The organism is Streptomyces sp. NPDC001220 (assembly GCF_053597895.1).
Map to the genome: position 1 here is coordinate 60493 of NZ_JBSFJE010000006.1, position 20022 is coordinate 80514.

At 70.3% G+C, this 20022-nt stretch carries 17 protein-coding genes; 7 read left to right on the forward strand and 10 right to left on the reverse strand.

The annotated features are described in order from the left end of the window. The first annotated feature begins 17 nt into the window (after positions 1 to 17). The 3 genes from ACWDGI_RS16050 to ACWDGI_RS16060 all read left to right on the forward strand — a co-directional run bounded on the left by ACWDGI_RS16050 (position 18) and on the right by ACWDGI_RS16060 (position 4064). Complete coding sequence (locus ACWDGI_RS16050) at positions 18 to 938, forward strand: UTP--glucose-1-phosphate uridylyltransferase (RefSeq protein WP_450759397.1); 921 nt, start codon at positions 18 to 20, stop codon at positions 936 to 938. A 298-nt stretch (positions 939 to 1236) separates the two neighbouring features. After that, positions 1237 to 2397 carry a 4-hydroxybenzoate 3-monooxygenase gene (locus tag ACWDGI_RS16055; protein WP_450759399.1) on the forward strand — a complete coding sequence of 387 codons (1161 nt, stop codon included), beginning with the start codon at positions 1237 to 1239 and terminating at the stop codon, positions 2395 to 2397. A 56-nt stretch (positions 2398 to 2453) separates the two neighbouring features. Further along, positions 2454 to 4064 carry a methyltransferase gene (locus tag ACWDGI_RS16060; RefSeq protein ID WP_450759401.1) on the forward strand — a complete coding sequence of 537 codons (1611 nt, stop codon included), beginning with the start codon at positions 2454 to 2456 and terminating at the stop codon, positions 4062 to 4064. A 321-nt stretch (positions 4065 to 4385) separates the two neighbouring features. On the opposite strand, the gene ACWDGI_RS16065 is transcribed toward ACWDGI_RS16060, so the two are convergent. The 8 genes from ACWDGI_RS16065 to ACWDGI_RS16100 all read right to left on the reverse strand — a co-directional run bounded on the left by ACWDGI_RS16065 (position 4386) and on the right by ACWDGI_RS16100 (position 14851). Continuing rightward, positions 4386 to 6089 (reverse strand): pyridoxal phosphate-dependent aminotransferase, encoded by a 1704-nt coding sequence (locus tag ACWDGI_RS16065; RefSeq protein WP_450759403.1) that lies wholly within the window; start codon positions 6087 to 6089, stop codon positions 4386 to 4388. Positions 6090 to 6318: 229 nt separating this feature from the next. Beyond that, on the reverse strand, positions 6319 to 7473 hold the full coding sequence (locus tag ACWDGI_RS16070; protein ID WP_450759405.1) for an aldose epimerase family protein: 1155 nt from the start codon (positions 7471 to 7473) through the stop codon (positions 6319 to 6321). Positions 7474 to 7526: 53 nt separating this feature from the next. After that, positions 7527 to 8771, reverse strand: coding sequence for a multiple monosaccharide ABC transporter permease (gene mmsB / locus ACWDGI_RS16075; protein ID WP_450759407.1), 1245 nt, complete (start codon positions 8769 to 8771; stop codon positions 7527 to 7529). Continuing rightward, positions 8768 to 10318, reverse strand: coding sequence for a multiple monosaccharide ABC transporter ATP-binding protein (gene mmsA, locus ACWDGI_RS16080; RefSeq protein WP_450759409.1), 1551 nt, complete (start codon positions 10316 to 10318; stop codon positions 8768 to 8770). Before mmsA ends, mmsB begins: the two co-directional genes overlap by 4 nt. Positions 10319 to 10361: 43 nt before the next feature. Further along, positions 10362 to 11471 (reverse strand): multiple monosaccharide ABC transporter substrate-binding protein, encoded by a 1110-nt coding sequence (chvE, locus tag ACWDGI_RS16085; RefSeq protein ID WP_450759411.1) that lies wholly within the window; start codon positions 11469 to 11471, stop codon positions 10362 to 10364. Between the two features lie 128 nt (positions 11472 to 11599). After that, entirely contained in the window at positions 11600 to 12580 is a 981-nt protein-coding gene (locus tag ACWDGI_RS16090) for a hypothetical protein (protein ID WP_450759412.1), read from the reverse strand. A gap of 112 nt (positions 12581 to 12692) precedes the next feature. Further along, on the reverse strand, positions 12693 to 13697 hold the full coding sequence (locus ACWDGI_RS16095; RefSeq protein ID WP_450759414.1) for a zinc-dependent alcohol dehydrogenase: 1005 nt from the start codon (positions 13695 to 13697) through the stop codon (positions 12693 to 12695). Continuing rightward, a complete protein-coding gene (locus ACWDGI_RS16100) occupies positions 13694 to 14851 on the reverse strand; it encodes a mandelate racemase/muconate lactonizing enzyme family protein (protein ID WP_450759416.1) in 1158 nt (385 codons plus the stop codon). Before ACWDGI_RS16100 ends, ACWDGI_RS16095 begins: the two co-directional genes overlap by 4 nt. A gap of 201 nt (positions 14852 to 15052) precedes the next feature. On the opposite strand from ACWDGI_RS16100, the gene ACWDGI_RS16105 reads away from it, so the two are divergent. Next, positions 15053 to 15904 carry an SCO2400 family protein gene (locus tag ACWDGI_RS16105; protein WP_450759418.1) on the forward strand — a complete coding sequence of 284 codons (852 nt, stop codon included), beginning with the start codon at positions 15053 to 15055 and terminating at the stop codon, positions 15902 to 15904. 119 nt (positions 15905 to 16023) lie between these two features. Continuing rightward, the gene (locus ACWDGI_RS16110) at positions 16024 to 16497 is read left to right on the forward strand and encodes a carboxymuconolactone decarboxylase family protein (protein WP_450759420.1); all 474 of its coding nucleotides are present in this window, start codon (positions 16024 to 16026) and stop codon (positions 16495 to 16497) included. A gap of 42 nt (positions 16498 to 16539) precedes the next feature. On the opposite strand, the gene ACWDGI_RS16115 is transcribed toward ACWDGI_RS16110, so the two are convergent. Continuing rightward, positions 16540 to 16989 carry a MarR family winged helix-turn-helix transcriptional regulator gene (locus tag ACWDGI_RS16115; RefSeq protein WP_450759421.1) on the reverse strand — a complete coding sequence of 150 codons (450 nt, stop codon included), beginning with the start codon at positions 16987 to 16989 and terminating at the stop codon, positions 16540 to 16542. 90 nt (positions 16990 to 17079) lie between these two features. On the opposite strand from ACWDGI_RS16115, the gene ACWDGI_RS16120 reads away from it, so the two are divergent. Beyond that, the gene (locus tag ACWDGI_RS16120) at positions 17080 to 18078 is read left to right on the forward strand and encodes an NADP-dependent oxidoreductase (protein ID WP_450759423.1); all 999 of its coding nucleotides are present in this window, start codon (positions 17080 to 17082) and stop codon (positions 18076 to 18078) included. A gap of 95 nt (positions 18079 to 18173) precedes the next feature. Then, entirely contained in the window at positions 18174 to 18593 is a 420-nt protein-coding gene (locus tag ACWDGI_RS16125) for an organic hydroperoxide resistance protein (protein ID WP_450759425.1), read from the forward strand. 141 nt (positions 18594 to 18734) lie between these two features. Here the strand turns inward: ACWDGI_RS16125 and ACWDGI_RS16130 are convergent, their stop codons facing one another. Beyond that, a complete protein-coding gene (locus tag ACWDGI_RS16130; protein WP_450759427.1) occupies positions 18735 to 19895 on the reverse strand; it encodes a serine hydrolase domain-containing protein in 1161 nt (386 codons plus the stop codon). Positions 19896 to 20022: the final 127 nt, after the last annotated feature.

The window sequence follows — 20022 nt, forward strand, 5'->3', positions numbered from 1 at the left end:
CGACCGAGAGAGACCTGATGCCCCCGACGATCCGCAGGGCCGTGATCCCCGCCGCCGGACTCGGCTCCCGTCTGCTGCCGCTGACGAAGGCCACGCCGAAGGAGATGCTCCCGGTCGGCGACAAACCGGTGATCGAGCACACCGTGCGGGAGCTGGTGAACTCCGGCATCACCGACATCACCATCGTCGTCTCGGGCGGCAAGAGTCTGATCCAGGACCACTTCCGGCCCAACCCCGGGCTCGTGGAACAGCTGCGCGCCGACGGGAAGACCGCCTACGCGGACGCCGTCGAGGAGGTCGCCGAGCTGGCCCGTCGCGGCCACATCACCTACCTCGACCAGTACGGCCCGTACGGCAACGGCACGCCCGTGCTGAACGCCGCCCGCTCCTTCGGCGACGAGCCGGTCCTGGTGCTCTGGCCGGACGACGTGTTCGTCGCCGACGTCCCCCGCGCCCAGCAACTGATCCGCGCCTACGAGCAGACCGGCTGCCCGGTGCTGGCCCTGCTGCCGATGGACCCCGCCGACTCCCAGCGCTACGGCGTGCCGATAGTCAAGGAGGACCTCGGCGACGGACAGCTGCGCATCACCGGCCTGGTGGAGAAGCCCGCGCCGGCCGACGCCCCGTCCCCGTACGCGGCCATCGGCGGTTACGTCATCACCCCCGGCATCGTCGACGAACTGCGCGAGCAGACCCGCCGCTGGTACGAACACCGCACCGGCGAGGTCTACCTGACCGACGCCATCAACGCCTACGCCGCCAGCCGGGCCGTGTACGGGCAGGTCATCCAGGGCCGCTGGTACGACACCGGCAACCCGGCCGACTACCTCGTCGCCCAGATGGCCTTCGCCCTCGCCCACCCCGAGTACGGGCCCGTCCTGCGCGGCCTGGTCCGCGGGCTCGACGAGGAGCAGGAGAGCGTGCCGGATACGGTATGATCGTCTCAGAGCTGGTCGCCGCTGAACCCGGTGGCTGGTGCTGCGTTGGTGGTCCAAGGAAAGACGCCCCGCTTCCTGCGGGGAAATGCAGGTGCAAGGCCTGCCCGGCGCTCCATCCGGTGCCCGTCCGCAAGATTGCGGACGGGCACCGCGGCGTTTGCCCCCCGGGCCTCTCGCGTTCGTCGCCTCCGGCAACCCTTTCGGGCTAATCATCCCGCTTCAACCCCCTTTGGCCTCCTGTATCCAGGATCCGGCTGATATGAAACCTCCTGGCCAAAAGGAATCTTCGGGGGCGGGTATGGCAACAGCACAGGTCGGTGTGGTGATCGTCGGCGCTGGACCGGCAGGGCTCGTGCTGGGGAACCTGCTTCTGGACCGCGGTGTCGACTGCGTGATCCTGGAGCGGCGCGCCCGGGAAGCGGTCGAGGGCCGGGCCAGGGCCGGTTTCCTCGCCCCCCACTCGGTGCGGGTCCTCACGGAGAACGGCCTGGCCGCCGGCCTGCTCGCCCGCGGACAGACCCACACGACCTGCCTGTTCCGCAGTGACCGGGGCGAATTCACCCTGGACTACGGAAAGCTGGGTCTCGGCGAGCCGCACACCGTCTACCCCCAGCAGGAACTCGTACGGGACCTGATCGCCGAGTACCTGCGGCGCGGCGGGGAGATCCGGTTCGGCGCCGAGGCCGAGGAGGTCACCGACGGCCGGGTACGGGTGCGCGGCGGCACGGACGTCACCGGGCGGTACGTCGCCGGATGCGACGGACACCGGGGGATCGGCCGCGCCACGATGACGGCCCACGGCACCCGGACCGCCCGCTGGGACCACGGTGTCTCCTGGCTGGCCGTGCTGGTCGCGGCCCCGCCCAGCCTGTCGGCCGTCGGATACGCCCTGCACGAGCGGGGGTTCGCCGGCCACATGGCCCGCACCGCCTCCGTCACCCGGTACTACCTGCAGTGCCCGCGCGGCACCGACCCCGCCGAGTGGAGCGAGGACCGGATCTGGACGGAGCTGGCGACCCGGCTGCGGACGGCCGAGTTCGGGCCGCTGCGCGAGGGAACCGTCCTGGAGAAGACACTCGTCGACCTGCGCTCCGACGTACTGGAGTCCCCGGGCACCGGACGGCTGTGGCTGGCCGGTGACTCCGCCGGGCTCATCAGCCCCTCCGCGGCCAAGGGCGCCAACCTCGCCGTCCTGCAGGCCGAGTTGCTCGCCCGCGCCCTCACACAGGCCGTGGCACACGGCGACGAGGCCGGCCTCGCCCGGTACGCCGGCGGCTGCCTGCCCCGCATCTGGCACGCCCACGAGTTCTCGCAGTGGATGAGCACCCTGCTGCACGGCCCCGACGGCGACGACGACACGGCCCGCTACGGGCGGGCGCTGCAGTACGCCCGACTGGAGAGCCTCCGCACCTCCCGCTCCCACCAGGACCTCTTCGCCGAGAACTACACCGGCATCTGATCCCCGGGCCCACAACCCCCGGTCTCTCCCCACCCCACGATCAACGGGAACCCTTCATGAACCTCTCCGTCGTTCAAGCATGTCTGACGGAAACCGACCTGGAACGGATCCGGCACGCGGCCGGTCACGTCCGCGACCACGACACCGACCGGGTCCTCGCCGACCTGCTGCCCGATCTGACGGCCGAGGAGCGGGCCGACGTCGCCCGCCATCTCGTCTACGACCACACCGCCGTGCTGGTCTTCCCCGCCTCCCTCGACGCACTCCCCGACGAACTGCGGCGCGCCGGGCTGGAACCGGGACCCGTCACACCCAGCGTGGTGGTACGCGGCCGGCTGGCCCGGCGCTACGGGTCGGCGGTCGCCGACAGCCCGGTCGCCATCGTGCACGTGCCCGTCGCCGGGCGGACCGTGGAGATCTTCGCGCTGCCCGTACCGCCCGGCTCCCCCCTGGAGACGGTCGCCGCCGACGAACGCGCCGCCGGCCACGAGTCCCACCACGCCTTCGCCGTGACCGCACCGGGACGGGTGATCCCGGCCGGACTGCGCACCCTGCTGACCGAACGCGCGGGCGCGGTCCCGGACGGCGGCGGCTACAACAAACACGAGAACGTCACCGTCCTCTACTTCCGCACCGCCCACCACCGCCGCTTCGAACTGCGTCTTCCCGGCCGCCACGACCCCGTGCCGGACGCGACCCTCTCCCTCCTCGGCGTGATGACCGGGGCCTGGGCCACCCAGGCCGTCCGCACCATGGCCGAACTCCGCATCGCCGACCACCTCGCCGCCCGGCCGGGCCTGGACGCCGACACCCTCGCGGGCCACACCGGCACCGACCCCGACGCGCTGCGCCGGCTCCTGCGCTACCTGGCCACCCTCGGCCTGCTGACTGCCTCGGCCGACGGCACCTACCACCTCACCGCCCTCGGCGAGCCCCTGCACACCGGCACCGAGTTCTCCCTGCACCCGCTCGCGCTGCTGTACGGCGGCCCGTTCTACGACTCCTTCGCCGGCCTGACGTACGCCGTACGCACCGGGCAGGAAGCTTTCGCCCACCGCTACGGACAGCACCACTTCCCCTACTTCGCCGAGCACCCCGAACTCGGCGACCTCTTCCACCGGGCGATGGCCGCGAGCGCGGAGATGTTCACCCCGGTCCCCGACCTGGTCGACTTCTCCGGCGTACGGCGGGTGGTGGACGTCGGCGGCGGCAACGGCGCGCTGCTCGGCCGGGTGCTGCGGGCCCACGGCCATGTCGAGGGCGTCCTCCTGGAGCGACCGGAAGCCCTGGAGGCGGCCCGCACGGAACTTTCCGACCTGACCGGCCGCTGCACCTTCACCGCCGGGGACTTCACGGAGTCCGTACCGGAGGGCGGCGACGTCTACCTCCTGTCCCGCGTCCTGCACGACTGGGACGACGAACGCTGCGCGACCGTCCTGCGGCGCTGCGCCGAGGCGATGCGCGAGGGCAGCCAACTGCTCCTTGTGGAACGCCTGTTGCCCGGCGGCACGGCGGCAGCCTGGGACGTCCACATGCTGTGCAACGTGGGCGGCCGGGAGAGGGAAGAGGCCCATTACGGGCGCCTCCTGGAGGGGGCGGGCTTCAAGCCGACGGCCTGCTACGCGCTCCCCCTCGGAGCGTCGCTGCTGCACGCCGTGCGGGGCTGAGCGCTCCGCCGGTCGCGCGATCCGTTCACCGCGGGCCGGCGGGGGCCGACCGCGCAGTTCCCCGCGCCCCTGAAGGGGCGCTTGGTCCGGGCGGGGTCGCAAGTCGCCGTGGGTGGTGGGAACGTGCCCCGTTAGGGGCGCGGGGCTGTGTCGATATGCGGCTGCCGCCGCGTGGGCGCGACCGGACGGCGCGAATCTTGGCCCCGTCCAGATCAAGCGCCCCGCAAGGGGCGCGGGGAACTGCGCGACCAGCCACGACGGCGCCGCACCCGCCCCCGCACCGCACCCCGTACGGCGCCCCGCACCCCGTACGGCGGGCGCCTACCCGGCCTGCCCCATCCCCGCCGCGTTGGGCCAGCTCTGCGCGTTCGGCCACCCCGTGGCCGGCGCCGGGGCCAGTCCGGGCGGCGGAGGCGCCGGCGCCGTCATCCCTCGCACCTGCGCGGCGGTCAGCCCGCCCCGCGCCGGAACCCCGGTCGGGGTGGGCCCGGCCGGGGCAGGCGTCGGCACGGGAGCCGGGGCCTGCTGCATGGGCATCTGCATCGGCGGCGCCTGCATCGGCGCCTGCATGGGGGGCGGCATGGGCGCCTGCATCTGGGCCACCATCGGCTGAGGCTGCTGCATGGCGGCCGCTGCCGCCGGCATCGACATCCCGGCCGGCGGACCGGCGACGGGGAGCGGCATGCCGACACCGGCGGCGGGAGCGGCGGAGAGACCCGGCCCCATGGCCGGCGCCGCGGTGAGACCCGGCCCCGTGGCCGGCGCCGCGGTGAGACCCGGGACGGGTCCCATGCCGACGGCCTGGGCGAGCTGCATGCCCGCTCCGTTGGTCTCGCTCACCAGCCGGTCAACCGCCGCCGTACCCGAGCTGTAGCTGGTCCCATTGCCCAGCTCGGGCACGGCGGCTCCCCTCCTGGACCCGTAGAGCACCTGCTCCATGGCGGACACCAGGCGACGCACGTCCACCTCGGGGCGCACCACGAGCCTCAGGAAGCGGCTGGACGAACCGATCTTGTTGCCGCACTCGCGGACCAGGATGCGGTGCTCGGTGAGCATCCGGTCCCGGACCACCGTGCCCTCGGCACCGACGGGAAGCCGTACGAAGAGGAAGTTGCCCTGCGAGGGGTAGACGGTCAGACCCGGCAGGACGGAGAGCTGGCTGGCCATCTCCAGCCGGTCCTTGCGGACCTGGAGCAGGCTCTGCGCATACTCGGCGCCGTGCTCCTTGAGCATGAAGACGACGTACTCGGCGAACGCGTTGAGGTTCCACTTCGGCAGCATCGAGCGGACCTTGCCGGCCAGCGAGGGGTTGGCGACCATGTAGCCGAACCGGATGCCGTGCAGTCCGAAGTTCTTGCCGAGGCTGCGCAGCACGATGACGTTCGGCCGGAGCATCGCCTCCTGGACGACGCTGGGCTCGGCCTCGGCGTCGGCGAACTCCAGGAACGACTCGTCGACGACGATCAGGTCCAGGTCGGCCATGGCGTCCATGAACTGCACCAGGGCCTGCTTGTGCAGGAAGCCGCCGTCGGGGTTGTTGGGGTTGCAGATGACGGCGACCCTGGTGCCCCGCTTGCGGATGAACTCGGCGTACTGCGCGAGGTCCAGGGCGAAGCCGTTGGACTCCTGGAGCGGGAACATGTCGACGCGCTTGCCGGTCTCCATCGGCTGGTCGGTCCAGCGGCCGAAGGTGGGGACGGGGATGGCGAGGGACTCGCGGACCAGCAGGTGGTCGATCCAGGTGATCAGCTCGGTGGAGCCGTTGCCCATGGCGACGGCCTGCGGCGGGAGCTGGAGGAGCTGGCAGAGCTCGGCGGTGATGGTGTCGGCGCTGCTCGGATAGAACGTGATGATGTCCTTCAGTCTGGACGCCATCGTTTCCATCATCGCCGGGGTGGGGAAGTACGGATTGCAGGGAATACAGAAGTCGACGGGACCGGCCCCCTCGCCCCCCTCGCGGGTCAGCGCCGCCATCGACGGGCTGTGCGCGCCGCTGCGGAACAACGAGGTGACGTTGCCTGCCATTGAACCTCCGTATGAGGCGGGCCCGGTGGGGACGACCGGGCCCGTCGTCTTGGGTGGCCCGCGCGGGGGAGCACGGGCCACCTTTGAGTACGGAGTCTCGTGTGACGCTGTTCAACGGATGTGAAAGAAACGTGACTTTCAGAGCCCCGTAGGGAGTGCGGGGCTGTGCCGATATGCGGCTTCGCCGCGTGGGCGCGACCAGCCCCTTACCGGCCGCGCCCACTCCCTCTCAGGCCCCGAAACTGTGAATCGTCCGGGACCTGTAGGTCTGCCCGGGCCGAAGCACCGTCGACGGGAAGCTCGCGTGGTTCGGCGAGTCCGGGAAGTGCTGGGTCTCCAGGCACAGCCCGTCGCCCTGCCGGTAGGTGTGGCCGGAGGTGCCGATGAGGGTGCCGTCGAGGAAGTTGCCCGAGTAGAACTGCAGACCCGGCTGGTCCGTGGCGATCTTCAGGGTCCGGCCGGAGCGCGGGTCGCGCAGGGTGGCGATGTGTTCCGGCCTGGCCGTGACGCCCTTGTCGAGGACCCAGTTGTGGTCGAAGCCCTTGGCCTGCACCTGCTGGGGGTGACCCGCGCGGATGTCCCGGCCGACCGGCTTGCCCTTGCGGAAGTCGAAGGGGGTACCGGAGACCGTGGCCAGTTCGCCCGTCGGGATCAGACCCGAGTCGGTGGGCGTGTAGCGGCCGGCGGCGATCGTCAGTTCGTGGTCCTCGATCGTGCCGGTGCCCTCACCGGCGAGGTTCCAGTAGGTGTGGTTGGTGAGGTTGACCACGGTCGGCCTGTCGGTGGTGGCCTCGTAGTCGATGGTCCAGTCGCCGTGCCGGTTCAGGGTGAAGGTCACCTTCGTCCTGAGGGTCCCCGGGTAGCCCATCTCGCCGTCGACGCTCGTGTAGTGGAGGTGCAGGCCCACGTCGGAGCCCGAGGTGAAGCCCTCGATGTCCCAGACCTTCGTGTTGAAGCCCTTGGCGCCGCCGTGCAGGCTGTTGACGCCGTCGTTGACGGAGAGCTGGTAGCTCTTGCCGTCGAGGGTGAACTGCCCCTTGGCGATCCGGTTCCCGTACCGGCCGATGGTCGCGCCGAAGAAGGTGGTTCCGGCGACGTACGCGGCCAGGTTGTCGTAACCGAGCGACACGTTGGAGTACTTGCCGTGCCGGTCCGGGATCTCCAGGGACTGGATGATGCCGCCGTAGGAGAGGACCTTGAGGCGGGTGCCGCCGTTCTCCAGGGACCAGCGGTGGACCTTCGTACCGTCGGCGAGGGTACCGAAGAGTTCCTTCACGGGCTTCCGGCCTCCCGAGGCCGCCTGCGCCGTACCCGCGCCGAGGGTGCTCGCGGCGAGGCCCGCGGCCGCGGCGCCGGCGATGACCGTGCGTCTGTTCAGTTCCATGTGCGGCTCCTGTGTGGAGAAGGGGCCCCGCCTTCCGGCGGGGCCCGCGCTGACTACGAACCGGACTTGCGCTTGTTCCACACGTCGAATCCGACCGCCGCGAGGAGGGCGAGGCCCTTGATGACCTGCTGCCAGTCGGTGCCGACGCTGAGAAGGTTCATGCCGTTGTTCAGCACGCCGAGGACGAGACCGCCGATGATGGCACCGAGGATGGTGCCGACACCGCCGCTCATGGAGGCGCCGCCGATGAACGAGGAGGCGATCGCCTCCAGTTCGAAGCCGTCGCCCGCCTTCGGCGAGGCCGCGTTCAGCCGGGCGGCGACCACCAGACCGGCCAGGGCCGCGAGCACGCCCATGTTCAGGAAGACGTAGAAGGAGACCTTCTTGTCCTTGACGCCGGACAGCTTGGCCGCCGGCAGGTTGCCGCCGATCGCGTAGATGTGCCGGCCGAAGACCGCGTTGCGCATCACGTAGCCGTAGCCGACGACCAGCGCGCCCAGGACGATCAGGATGATCGGGGCGCCCTTGTAGCTGGCGAGCAGCAGGGTGAGGACGAGGATGGCGGCGATCAGCGCGGTCAGCTTGAGCAGGAACAGCCGGGTGGGCGGCACGTCCAGGGCGAACTCCTGCTGGCGGCGCCGGTCCCGGAACTCCTGCCAGACCACGGCGGCGATCAGCACGACACCCAGCAGCAGTGTGATGTTGTGGTAGTTGGTGTGCGGGCCCACCTCGGGGAGGAAGCCGTTGCCCAGCTTCTGCAGGCCGTTCGGGAACGGGCCGATGGTCTGGCCCTGGAGCAGGATCTCCGTGAGACCGCGGAAGAGCAGCATCCCGGCGAGGGTGACGATGAACGACGGTATGCCCAAGTAGGCGATCAGCACGCCTTGCAGCGCGCCGGCCACGGCGCCCATCGTCAGGCACAGGATCAACGCGACCGGCCAGGCCACCCCGTGATTGACCGTCAGCACGGCCGCGAAGGCGCCCACGAACGCCGTCAGCGAGCCGACCGACAGGTCGATGTGGCCGGCGATGATCACCATCATCATGCCGATGGCGAGGATCAGGATGTAGCTGTTCTGCAGGACCAGGTTGGAGACGTTGCGCGGCAGCAGCAGGTCCCCGTCGGTCCACACCGCGAACAGGGCGACGATCAGACCGAGCGCGATCAGCATGCCGTACTGGCGCATGTTGCGGCGCAGGCCGTCGAGCACCAGCCGGATCAGGCCGGTGCCGTCTGCCGATCCGCTCCTGCCCGGCGGCGCGGGCGCCGGGCTCTTGGCGGTGACATCCGTGCTCATCGCGTTACCTCTTTGTCCTTCGTCATATGGCGCATCAGCACTTCCTGCGTGGCCTCGGCCCGGGGCACCTCACCGGTCAGCCGGCCCGCGGCCATGGTGTAGATGCGGTCGCACATGCCGAGCAGTTCGGGCAGCTCGGAGGAGATGAAGACGACCGCCTTGCCCTGGGCGGCGAGCTGGTCGATGACCGTGTAGATCTCGTACTTGGCGCCGACGTCGATCCCGCGGGTCGGCTCGTCCAGGATCAGCACGTCCGGGCCCGCGAAGATCCACTTGCTGAGGACGACCTTCTGCTGGTTGCCGCCCGACAGCTTGCCCACCGGCTCGAAGACGGTCGGAGCCTTGATGTTCATGGACGTGCGGTAGCCCTCGGAGACCTGCCGCTCCTCGTGCTCGTCCACGATCCCGCGCTTGGCGACCTTGTTCAGCGCGGTCAGTGAGATGTTTCGGTTGATGGTGTCGATGAGGTTGAGGCCGTAGTGCTTGCGGTCCTCGGTGACGTACGCGATGCCGTGCCCGACCGCTTCCGCGACCGACCTGGTACGGATCTCGGTGCCGTCCTTGAGGACCGAGCCGCCCGCGTACCGGCCGTAGGACCGCCCGAAGACGCTCATCGCGAGTTCGGTCCGGCCCGCGCCCATCAGGCCCGCGATGCCGACGATCTCGCCGCGCCGGACGTGGATCGACACGTCGTCGACGACCCTGCGCTCGTGGTCGATCGGGTGGAGCACGGTCCAGTCGCGGATCTCCAGCGCCGGGGCCGCGTCCTCCTCGCCCTCGTACGCGGTCCGCTCCGGGAAGCGGTGGTCCAGGTCGCGGCCCACCATGCCCGCGATGATCCGCTCCTCGGTCGTCTCCTTCGCCTTCACGTCGAGGGTCTCGATGGAGTGGCCGTCACGCAGGATCGTCACCGAGTCGGCGACCCGGCGGATCTCGTTGAGCTTGTGCGAGATGATGATCGAGGTGATGCCCTGGTTCTTCAGCTCCAGGATGAGGTCGAGGAGTTTGCCGCTGTCCTCGTCGTTCAGGGCCGCGGTCGGCTCGTCGAGGATGAGCAGCTTCACCTTCTTCGACAGCGCCTTCGCGATCTCCACCAGCTGCTGCTTGCCCACGCCGATGTCGGTGACGCGGGTCTCCGGGTGGTCGTCGAGACCGACCCGGCGCAGCAGCTCGGTGGCGTGCCGCAGGGTCTCCCGCCAGTCGATGAACCCGCCCTTGGCGTGTTCGTTGCCGAGGAAGATGTTCTCCGCCAGCGAGAGGTACGGCGACAGCGCCAGCTCCTGGTGGATGATCACGATGCCGCGCTGCTCGCTCGCCCGGATGTCACCGAACCTGCACAGCTCGCCCTCGAAGAGGATGTCGCCCGCGTAACTGCCGTGCGGGTGCACGCCGGAGAGGACCTTCATCAGGGTCGACTTGCCGGCGCCGTTCTCTCCGCAGATGGCGTGGACCTCGCCCTGACGGACGGTCAGGGTGACGTCCGAGAGCGCCTTGACACCGGGAAAGGTCTTGACGATCGAGCGCATTTCCAGGACGGGTCCCGCCATGGTCTGCCTTCCAGTCAGTGATGGTCGATCAGGAGCCGGCGGATTACTTGAGCTCGGCGTCGGTGTAGTAGCCGCCCTTGACCAGGACGTCCTCGTAGTTGGACTTGTCGACGCTCACCGGCTGGAGCAGGTAGGCGGGGACGACCTTGGACCCGTTGTCGTAGGTCTTGGTGTCGTTGACCTGCGGGGTCTTCTTGTTCAGGACGTCGTCGACCATGGTCGCGGCGACCTTGGCGAGCTGCCGGGTGTCCTTGTAGACGGTCTGCGTCTGCTGGCCCGCGATGATCGACTTCACCGAGGCCAGTTCGGCGTCCTGCCCTGTGATGACGGGCAGCGGCTGGCTGCTGGACCCGTAGCCGTCCGACTTCAGCGCGGCGAGGATGCCGATCGAGATGCCGTCGTACGGCGAGAGCACCGCGTCGACCTTGGCGGACTTGTAGGCGGAGGTGAGGATGTCCTCCATGCGAGCCTGTGCGGTCGCGCCGTCCCAGCGCAGGGTGGTGACCTTGTTCAGCGCGGTCTGGCCGGACTTGACCACCAGCTCCTTCTTGTCGATGTACGGCTGGAGCACGCTCATCGCGCCGTTGAAGAAGTACTTGGTGTTGTTGTCGTCGTTCGAGCCGGCGAACAGCTCGATGTTGAACGGACCCTTCTTGCCGCTGTCCAGGCCCAGCTTGTGCACTATGTACGTGCCCTGCTCGACACCGACCTTCTCGTTGTCGAAGGACGCGTAGTAGTCGACGTTCTTGGTGCCGAGGATGAGGCGGTCGTAGGCGATGACCGGGATGTTGGCGTCCGCGGCCTCCTGGAGCACGTTGTTCAGGGACTTGTTGTCGATGGCCGCGATGATCAGGCCCTTGACGCCCTGGGTGATCAGGTTCTCGATCTGCGAGACCTGGGTCTCCGGGTCGTCCTCGCCGTAGACCAGCTGGGTCTTGTAGCCCTTGGACTTCAGGTTCTTGACGACGTTGTTGCCGTCGGCGATCCAGCGTTCGGAGGACTTGGTCGGCATCGCGATGCCGATCGTGCCGCCCTTGGCGCTGCCGCCGTCGTCCTTGCTGCCGCCCTCGCCGCTCTGCCCGCAGGCGGACAGGGTGAGAGCGAGGGAGGCGGCCCCGGCTATGAGGGTGACGGCGCTTCTACGAGTGCGCATGTGATCGGTCCCTGTTCTTCTCGTCGTTGAGAGGTACTTGCGAGGTCTTTGAAGCGCTCCGAGGGGCAACGCCCAAGGGGCGCGGGGAACTGCGCGACCAGCCACCGACGGCCCGCAGTCCCCGTCGGTCATCCGGTGGCACCCTCGACGGGGAACCGGCGGAGAGAACCCGGCAGCCGGGACCCGAGCGGCGCCATGTCGCCGTCCGCCCCGTGCCGCGCCAGCAGGTCCAGCGCGAGCCGCCCCCGCCGCACCCGCTCCCGCGCGGTGTCCAGGGTCACGTCCCGCAGGTGGGTGCCCCACGGGTAGATGCCGGGCGCCTTGGACAGGCCGAACTTCAGGTAGATCGGTGCGCCGCGCCGGATCAGCTCGGCGACCTCGTACATCCGGATGTAGCCGCCCAGGTCGTCGGGGGCCTCGATGTACATGTCCATGGGAGCGCCGGACACCCGGCGGATCTCGGTGAGGTGATCGAGCGTCAGGTCGCTCGGCACGTTGACGGAGTCGGCGCCGAGGTGCTCGAAGACGGAGTACGACGCCGGGTTGACCGGCCCGACGAGCGCGGACACCTTCAGCGTGGTGTCGGCCGGGATGATCCCCGCCTGCCGGGCCCGGTGCAGCGTCCACAGCACGCCCTCGTCGGCGACGAGCAGACACCTGACGCCCAGCTCCGTGGCCCGCACGGCGTCCTCGACGCATCCGGCGACCGCGTCGTGGCCACGCGCGCGCAGTCCGGCCCCCCGCGAGTCGGAGCGCACGGAGCCGCCGATGTCCCAGGTGCCGCGCGGACCGGTGAACAGGCAGAGCTCGATGTCACGTTCGCCGGTCGCCTCGACCATCTCGGTGATCTCGGCGTCGGTGAGCATCCATACGCCGCTGCCCTGGCTGATCCGGTGGATCGGCACGTCCAGCCGTGAGGACTCCTTGAGCACGACGGCCAGCGCCTCGGGACCCTCGCAGGAGGGGATCTCGGTGCGCCACTTGCCGCCGCCCGGGAAGGTGTGGGCGGAGGCGTCGGCGGGGTCGAGGGCGGGCGCGCCCAGCCCGAGGGCGGTGAGTGCCTGCTCACCGGGTCGGCGGGCCGCCGTAACGGATGCGTCGGTCGTCACAAGCTGTCCTTCGTGTTCGGTATTTCGGACGAGGTTCGCGGCTCGGGGCAGAAAAAGGCTGGGTGGTACGCCGGCCACGGCGAGGTCAGGGCACGCCGCGGCCGGCGTACGGCTAGGGGCGGAGCAGCACCTTGCCCACCTTCGGATCACCGGTCCCCACCAGCTCGATGGCCTGGGGGAACTCGGTCAGCGGCAGCTCGTGCGTGACCAGCGGCAGCGGATCGAGGAGCCCGGCCCCGAAGACCCGCACCGTGTGCGACCAGGCGTCCGGCGGTGCCCCGAAGACGGTGTGCACCTCCAGTTGCCGTACGACGAGATCGGTCGGGTCCAGGCCCTCGGCACCCGCGGCCGGGATACCGGTCAGGACCAGGCGCCCGCCACGCCGGAGCAGCGCGGCGGCGGTGCGCGCGGCGGACGCGGACCCGGCCGTCTCGATGACGACGTCGAAGTCGTCGGGAAGCTCCTGGTCCCTGGTGCGGAAGTCGGTCGCCCCGAAGCTCCGGGACAGCGCCTCCCGGTCGTTCCGGGTCCCGACCACCAGCAGCTCGCCCGGCGAGATCGCCCTCAGGAACTGCACGGCGAACATCCCGAGCGTCCCGGTGCCGACCACCGCGACCCGCTCACCCGGCTGCGCGTTGCCCTTCAGCGCGGCCGCCGCGATACAGGCGGCCGGTTCGAGGAGGGCGGCGGCGGTCAGGTCCGCGTCGTCCGGCAGGGCGTGCAGCAGCCGCGCCGGGAGCGTGAGCGTGGCGGCCATGGCGCCCGGCTGGGTGAACCCGGTCTCCTCGTACCCGTCCGTGCACAGCGTGGTCTCACCGGCGTGGCACCGGTCGCACACCTGGCAGTTCCGGAACCCCTCGCCGACGACCTTGCGGCCGACGAGCGAGGCGGGGACACCGGGGCCGACCCGCTCGACCGTCCCCGACCACTCGTGTCCCGGCGTCAGCGGGTACCGGACGTACCCCTCGGGCCGGTTCCCCTGGTAGACCTCGCGGTCGCTTCCGCAAATCCCGACCGCGTGCACGGCGACCAGCGCCTCGCCGGGGCCGGGCTCGCGAGGCGTGTGCTCCTCCACCCGGTGGCTGCCCGGCGCCTCGACGACGACCTGGGAGCTCACTTGGTCCCCTTGGGCTTGCGCTGCTCCCAGCCGTCGGCCCAGAGGTCGAAGCGGGCCTGCTGCTGCGGGAACTCCGCGGCGGCGTCGGCGTCGAACTCCACCCCCAGGCCGGGTGCGTCGGACAGCTGGAAGTACCCGTCGACGACCTCCGGCGCGCCCTTGACCACCTTCTTGATCTCGGCGTCGGCGAAGTCGTTGAAGTGCTCCAGGATCTTGAAGTTCGGGGAGGTGAACCCGACCTGGAGGGAGGCGGCGGTCAGCACGGACCCGCCGACGTTGTGCGGCGCGACCAGTACGTAGTGCGTCTCGGCGGTGGCGGCCAGCTTCCGCGTCTCCCAGATTCCACCGATATGGCCGACGTCCGGCTGGATGACGTCCACGGCCTGGCTCTCGAAGAGCTCGCGGAACTCGACGCGGTCGTGGATGCGTTCACCGGTGGCGACCGGGATGTCCACCTTGGCGGCGACCTTCTCCAGCGCCTTCAGGTTCTCCGGCGGGCAGGGCTCCTCCAGCCAGGCCGGCTTGAAGGGCGCCAGCTCGCGCGCGAGCCGTACGGCCGTCGCGGGGGAGAAGCGGCCGTGCATCTCCAGCATCAGCTCGGCGTCCGGCCCGATGGCGTCCCGCACGGCCTCGATCAGCGACACGGAGTACAGCGTCTGTTCGTGGTCGAGCTCGAAGTGCCCGGTCCCGAACGGGTCGATCTTCAGCGCCCGGTACCCGCGCTCGATCACCCCCTGGGCGGCCTTGTGGTAGGCCTCCGGCGTCCGCTCGGTCGTGTACCAGCCGTTGGCGTACGCCTTGACCCTGTCGGTGACCTTCCCGCCGAGCAGCTGCCACACCGGCACGCCCAGGGCCTTGCCCTTGATGTCCCAGCAGGCCATCTCGATCACGGCGATGCCGGACATGACGATCTCGCCCGCCCGGCCGTAGTCGCCGTACTTCATCCGGCGTACGAGGTCTTCCACTGCGAACGGGTCGGAACCGAGAATGTGGTTGGCCTCGGCCTCCCGCAGATAGCCGATCAGCGCGTCGGTGTGCCCGAGCATCCGGGTCTCGCCGACTCCCGTGATCCCTTCGTCGGTGTGCACCTGGACGTACGTCAGGTTGCGCCACGGCGTCCCGACCACGTGCGTGCTGATTCCGGTGATGCGCACGGCAGTTGCCCCTCAGCTGTTCGAGATTTCGTCACACGTTCGAAATGCTGGCGTGACAGTAAGGACGGGGCGGCAAGGGTGTCAATGGGGCGAACAGGTAACGGTTTCGGCAAGGCTTTCGACAGCTTTTTCGGTCCCCCACAGAACCTTCACAGGGCCGGGTGGTTAAGTGACCGGTGGGGAACTTAGTCTTCCCGCGTCATGGACTACTGCCACCCGTGCCGACGGCACCTCAACGGCGCCCTCGCATGTCCGGGGTGCGGCACTCCCGCCGAGACGCTACGCGCGTCCGCGCCGGAAGCGACGGCCCCCGACCCGGCCGCGACCGGTGAAGCCCCTTACCCGGAGCCGGACTTCCCCGGCGACGGCCACGGAGACACCGGCACCGGCACCGACGGTGACGGGTACGACGACGAGGACGACGAGCCGCTGCCGGGTGGCCGGGCGGACCGGCGACGGGCGGCGCGCGGGCGTGGCGGCCGGAGCCGGGGGCGAGCCGCCGAGAGCCTCTCCGAGGGCGTCGAGGAACCGTCCGGGCCCGACGGCAGCCGTCGCGACCGCAAGGCCGCGGCCCATCGCCGGCGGCGCCGCAGGGTCCTGCTCGTGAGCGTGGCGTGCGTACTGGCGGCGGGCGCCCTGAGCCTCGCCGAACTCGGCACGGACGCCATACCGTTCACCAGCCCCGGCCCGGCCTCGGCAGGCGGCGACACCGCCGACGGCGGCACGTCGACGTCGTCCCCGGGCACGACGGCCGAGCCCCTGGGCGACACGTCCGGCGCCACCGGTCCGGCGAGCTCGGCCTCCGCCGACCCTTCGGCCTCCCCGTCCCCCTCCGCGTCGAAGGACAAGGCGTCCGACTCCCCGTCGGCGTCCCCGAAGGACCCGTCGGCACAGTCGGCGACGACGGGCACGGGGTCGGGTCCCGAGACACCGACGGCGGCACCGACTTCCTCGGCGGCCTCGACCCCGACGGCGAACCCGACGACCGCCAATCCGAGCCCGACCCCGTCGCAGAGCCATTCGTGCACGCGGTTCCTGTGGTGGTGCTCCTAGGGGCGACCCGAGCCGAAGGTCCACCGAAGCAAACCCAGCAAATCCTCGGTGCCGTGTCACATCCGCAGAACCCGCTCCGTCATAGGTGTGTATCCCGCTGAACCCAACGGAGGAACACCATGGAAGCCCGTCTGAACCTCTTCGCCAGCCCCACCGCCAACAAGCTGATCAAGGCCTTCAACGGCGCGGGCAAGGCCGCTGAGGGGACGTCGATCCCCGCCGCCACCCTGGAACTGGTCAAGATCCGCGCCAGCCAGATCAACGGCTGCGGCTTCTGCCTCGACATGCACACCAAGGACGCGGCGGCCGCCGGCGAGACCCAGCAGCGCCTCCACATGGTCGGCGCCTGGCGCGAGGCGACCGTGTTCACCGACGCCGAGCGCGCCGCACTGGAACTGGCCGAGCAGGGCACCCGGATCGCCGACGCGGCGGGCGGGGTCCCCGACGAGGTGTGGGAGAACGCGGCCAAGCACTACACCGAAGAGGAACTCGTCGCGCTGGTGGCGACGATCGCCCTGATCAACGCCTACAACCGGCTGAACGTCATCTTCCAGCAGCCGGCGGGCGACTACCGCCCCGGCCAGTTCGCGTAACCGTCGCAGGGGGCTGCCGGCCGGCCTCGGCGGCGGCCCCCGCTACGCGTCCAGCATCCGCCGCAGCAGATCCCGCAGCGCCAGCCGCTCCGCGTCCGACAGCCCCGCCAGCGGCTCGCGCGCGAAGCGCAGCCCGTCGCGCAGCTCGCGGGCGACCCGGCGGCCCTCGTCCGTCGCCGCGGCCAGCTTCACCCGGCGGTCGGCCGGGTCGGGCCGCCGCTCCGCGAGCCCCCGCGCCTCCAGCCGGTCCACGATCCCCGTCACGTTCGACGGCTCGCACTTCAGCTTCTGCGCCAGCTTCCGCATCGGCAGCGGCTCCAGCGAGAGCAGGCTGAGCAGCCGCGCCTGCGCCCCGGTGAGCGCGTGCTCACCCGCCGCCTCCTCGTAGTCCGCGTAGAAACGGGACACGACATCCCCGATCAGCTCGACGACCTCCAGGGACAGGGCGTCGGGTCGCCGGGTCTTCGCTGGACTGGACTGTGAGGACGACATGCGCCCAAGAGTACCCCGTTACTTGACATCCTGAAATATTAAGGAGCATGGTTGTTTCAGGTACTGAAGTAATTAGGAAAGGCGCACGTCATGATCAACCGCGAGTGGCACCTGCTGAGCCGTCCCGTCGGCTGGCCGAAGCCCGAGGACTTCGCCCTGGTCGAGGCAGAGGTCCCGGCACCGGGCGAGGGGCAGGTGCTCGTGCGGAACAAGTACCTCTCCGTCGACCCGTACATGCGCGGCCGGATGAGTGCCGCCAAGTCGTACGCCGCTCCCTTCGAGCTCGGCAAGGTCATGCAGGGCGGCGCGGTCGGCGAGGTCGTCGAGTCGAACGCCGAGGGCATCGCGGCCGGCGACCACGTCCTGCACTTCTTCGGCTGGCGCGAGTACGCGGTCATGGACGCGAAGAACGCCGTCAAGGTCGACGCGGCGGCGGCGCCCCTGTCGACGTACCTCGGCGTCCTCGGCATGACCGGCCTCACCGCCTACGCGGGCCTGCTGCGCACCGCCTCCTTCAAGGAGGGCGACTCGGTCTTCGTCTCCGGCGCGGCCGGCGCGGTCGGCAGCCAGGTCGGCCAGATCGCGAAGCTCAAGGGCGCCTCGCGGGTGATCGGCTCGGCCGGCTCCGACGAGAAGGTCAAGCTGCTGGTCGAGGAGTACGGCTTCGACGCGGCCTTCAACTACAAGAACGGCTCGGTCGGCGAGCAGCTGCGCGCGGCCGCGCCCGACGGCGTCGACGTCTACTTCGACAACGTCGGCGGAGACCATCTGGAGGCGGCCATCGGGCAGCTGAACCGGGACGGCCGGATCGCGGTCTGCGGCATGATCTCCGTCTACAACAACACCGAGCCCGCCCCCGGCCCGAGGAACCTCGCCCGTCTCATCCAGACCCGCGGCCGGATCGAGGGCTTCCTGGTCGGCGACCACTACGACCTGCAGCCGCAGTTCGTCGCCGAGGTCGGCCCGTGGGTGGCCGCCGGGCAGCTGAAGTACGGCGAGACGGTCGTCGAGGGCATCGAGAACAACCTGGAGGCGTTCCTCGGGGTGCTCCGCGGCGACAACACCGGGAAGATGATCGTCAAGCTGTAGGGCTGCCTACGCTTTTCGGCATGCGGTAACTTCTTTCCGAAACCGTCGTCGATCGTGGGCGCGAGTCGCGGCGGACCGAGGAGAGAAGAAACCGCATGCCCATTCAGCAGTCCGACGTCCTGTACACCGCCGTCGCCACGGCCGAGAACGGCCGCGACGGCCGGGTCGCCACGGACGACGGCCGGATCGACGTCGTCGTGAACCCGCCGAAGGAGATGGGCGGCAGCGGGGCCGGGACCAACCCGGAGCAGCTGTTCGCCGCGGGGTACGCCGCGTGCTTCCAGGGAGCGCTGGGCGTCGTCGCCCGGCAGGCCGGGGCCGACGTCTCGGGCTCGACCGTCACCGCGAAGGTGGGACTCGGGAAGAACGAGGAGGGGTTCGGGATCATCGTCGAGATCTCGGCGGAGATTCCGGGCGTCGACGAGCTCGTCGCCCGTGACCTCGTCGAGCGGGCGCACGGCGTGTGCCCGTACTCGAAGGCGACGCGCGGGAACATCAGCGTGACGCTGGCCTGACGATCGTCGTTGCGCTGTGGGGAGGCCGCACCCTTGGACGTGGGGTGCGGCCTCTCGTCTTGCCGGGTGCGGGATCAGGGCCGGGTGCGGGTCGTCTTTGGTTGCTCGCGCAGTTCCTCGCGCCCCTTGGGCAGGTTGCGCTCAGAGGGTTTCAAGTGCTGCCTTGTGTACGGCTTTCGCCAGGCCGTCGTTCTCCGGGGCCGCCCCGCCCGGGAACGCGAACCGTCGCCGGGTGTAGCCGTAGGCGACCCCGCTTCTCGGGTCCGCGAAGGCCTGGGAGCCCGCCGCGCCGCTGTGGCCGATCGTGCCCGCGCCGAGGAACGGGTGCCAGATGTCCGCCGTCGCCTGGAAACCCAGGCCGTACGACTTGTGGGCACGCGCCACCAGGTCGTACCCCACCGAGTGGAACTGGCCGAACTCCGCGACCGTGTCCTCCTTCAGCAGCGGGGCCTTGCCGTCGATCTCGCTGAGCAGCGCCGCGTACATCCCGGCCAGGCCGCGCGCCGACGCCACCCCGCCGAAGGACGCCGGGCCCCTGGCACGGACCCGCGGGTCGTTGGGCAGCGCCACCAGGTCCACGGGCTCGGCGGCGTGCTCGTTGAAGGCGATCCCGGCGAGCGTCCGCGGGCCGGACGGGAGGGCGTCGAGCAGCGCCTGCTGCTCCGGTGTCGGCCGCATCGGCCGGGTCGTGCGGAAACGCGGCTCGTGCGCGGCCGGCAGGCCCAGGAAGAAGCCGAGGCCGTACGGTGCCCGGACCCGCTCCTCGTACACGTCCTGGAGGGTACGGCCGGTCGCCCGCCGTACCACCTCGCCGGTGAGGGCCCCGATGACGAGGGCGTGGTAGCCGAAGGCGGTACCGGGGCGCCAGAACGGCCGCTGGTCGGCGAGGCGTTCGGCCATCGCCCGGTCGTCGGTCAGCTCCTGCGGGCTGAACCCGGTGTCGGTGCCGACCAGGCCCGCCCGGTGCGCGACCAGGTCCCGCAGGGTCAGCGTGCCCTTGCCCTCGGCGGCGAACTCCGGCCAGTAGTAGGTGACTTTACGGTCCAGCTCCAGCGTGCCGTCCTGCACCAGCATCGCCACGACGAGATGGGCCGCGCCCTTGGTGGACGAGAACACGCCGTAGAGGGAGTCCCCGTCGGACCCCTCGCCGGCCCACAGGTCGACGACCCGCCGGCCGTGGACGTACGCGCACAACTGTCCCTCGTAGTCGGTCGGTTCGCCGGCGACGAAGGCGGCGAACTCCTCGCGCACACCTTCGAAGCCCTCCGCGACCGTGCCCCGGACGGTGATCTCCTGCGTCATCCGCTCTCCTCAACCGAGCCGCCGCAAGCAGCTCCCATGGTGAACAACGCCCTGCCCTCTGGTTCCTGAGAATCGGTACGGCGGGATGCACCCGTTCGACTCAACAGCGACCAGGAGGTCTTGGCGG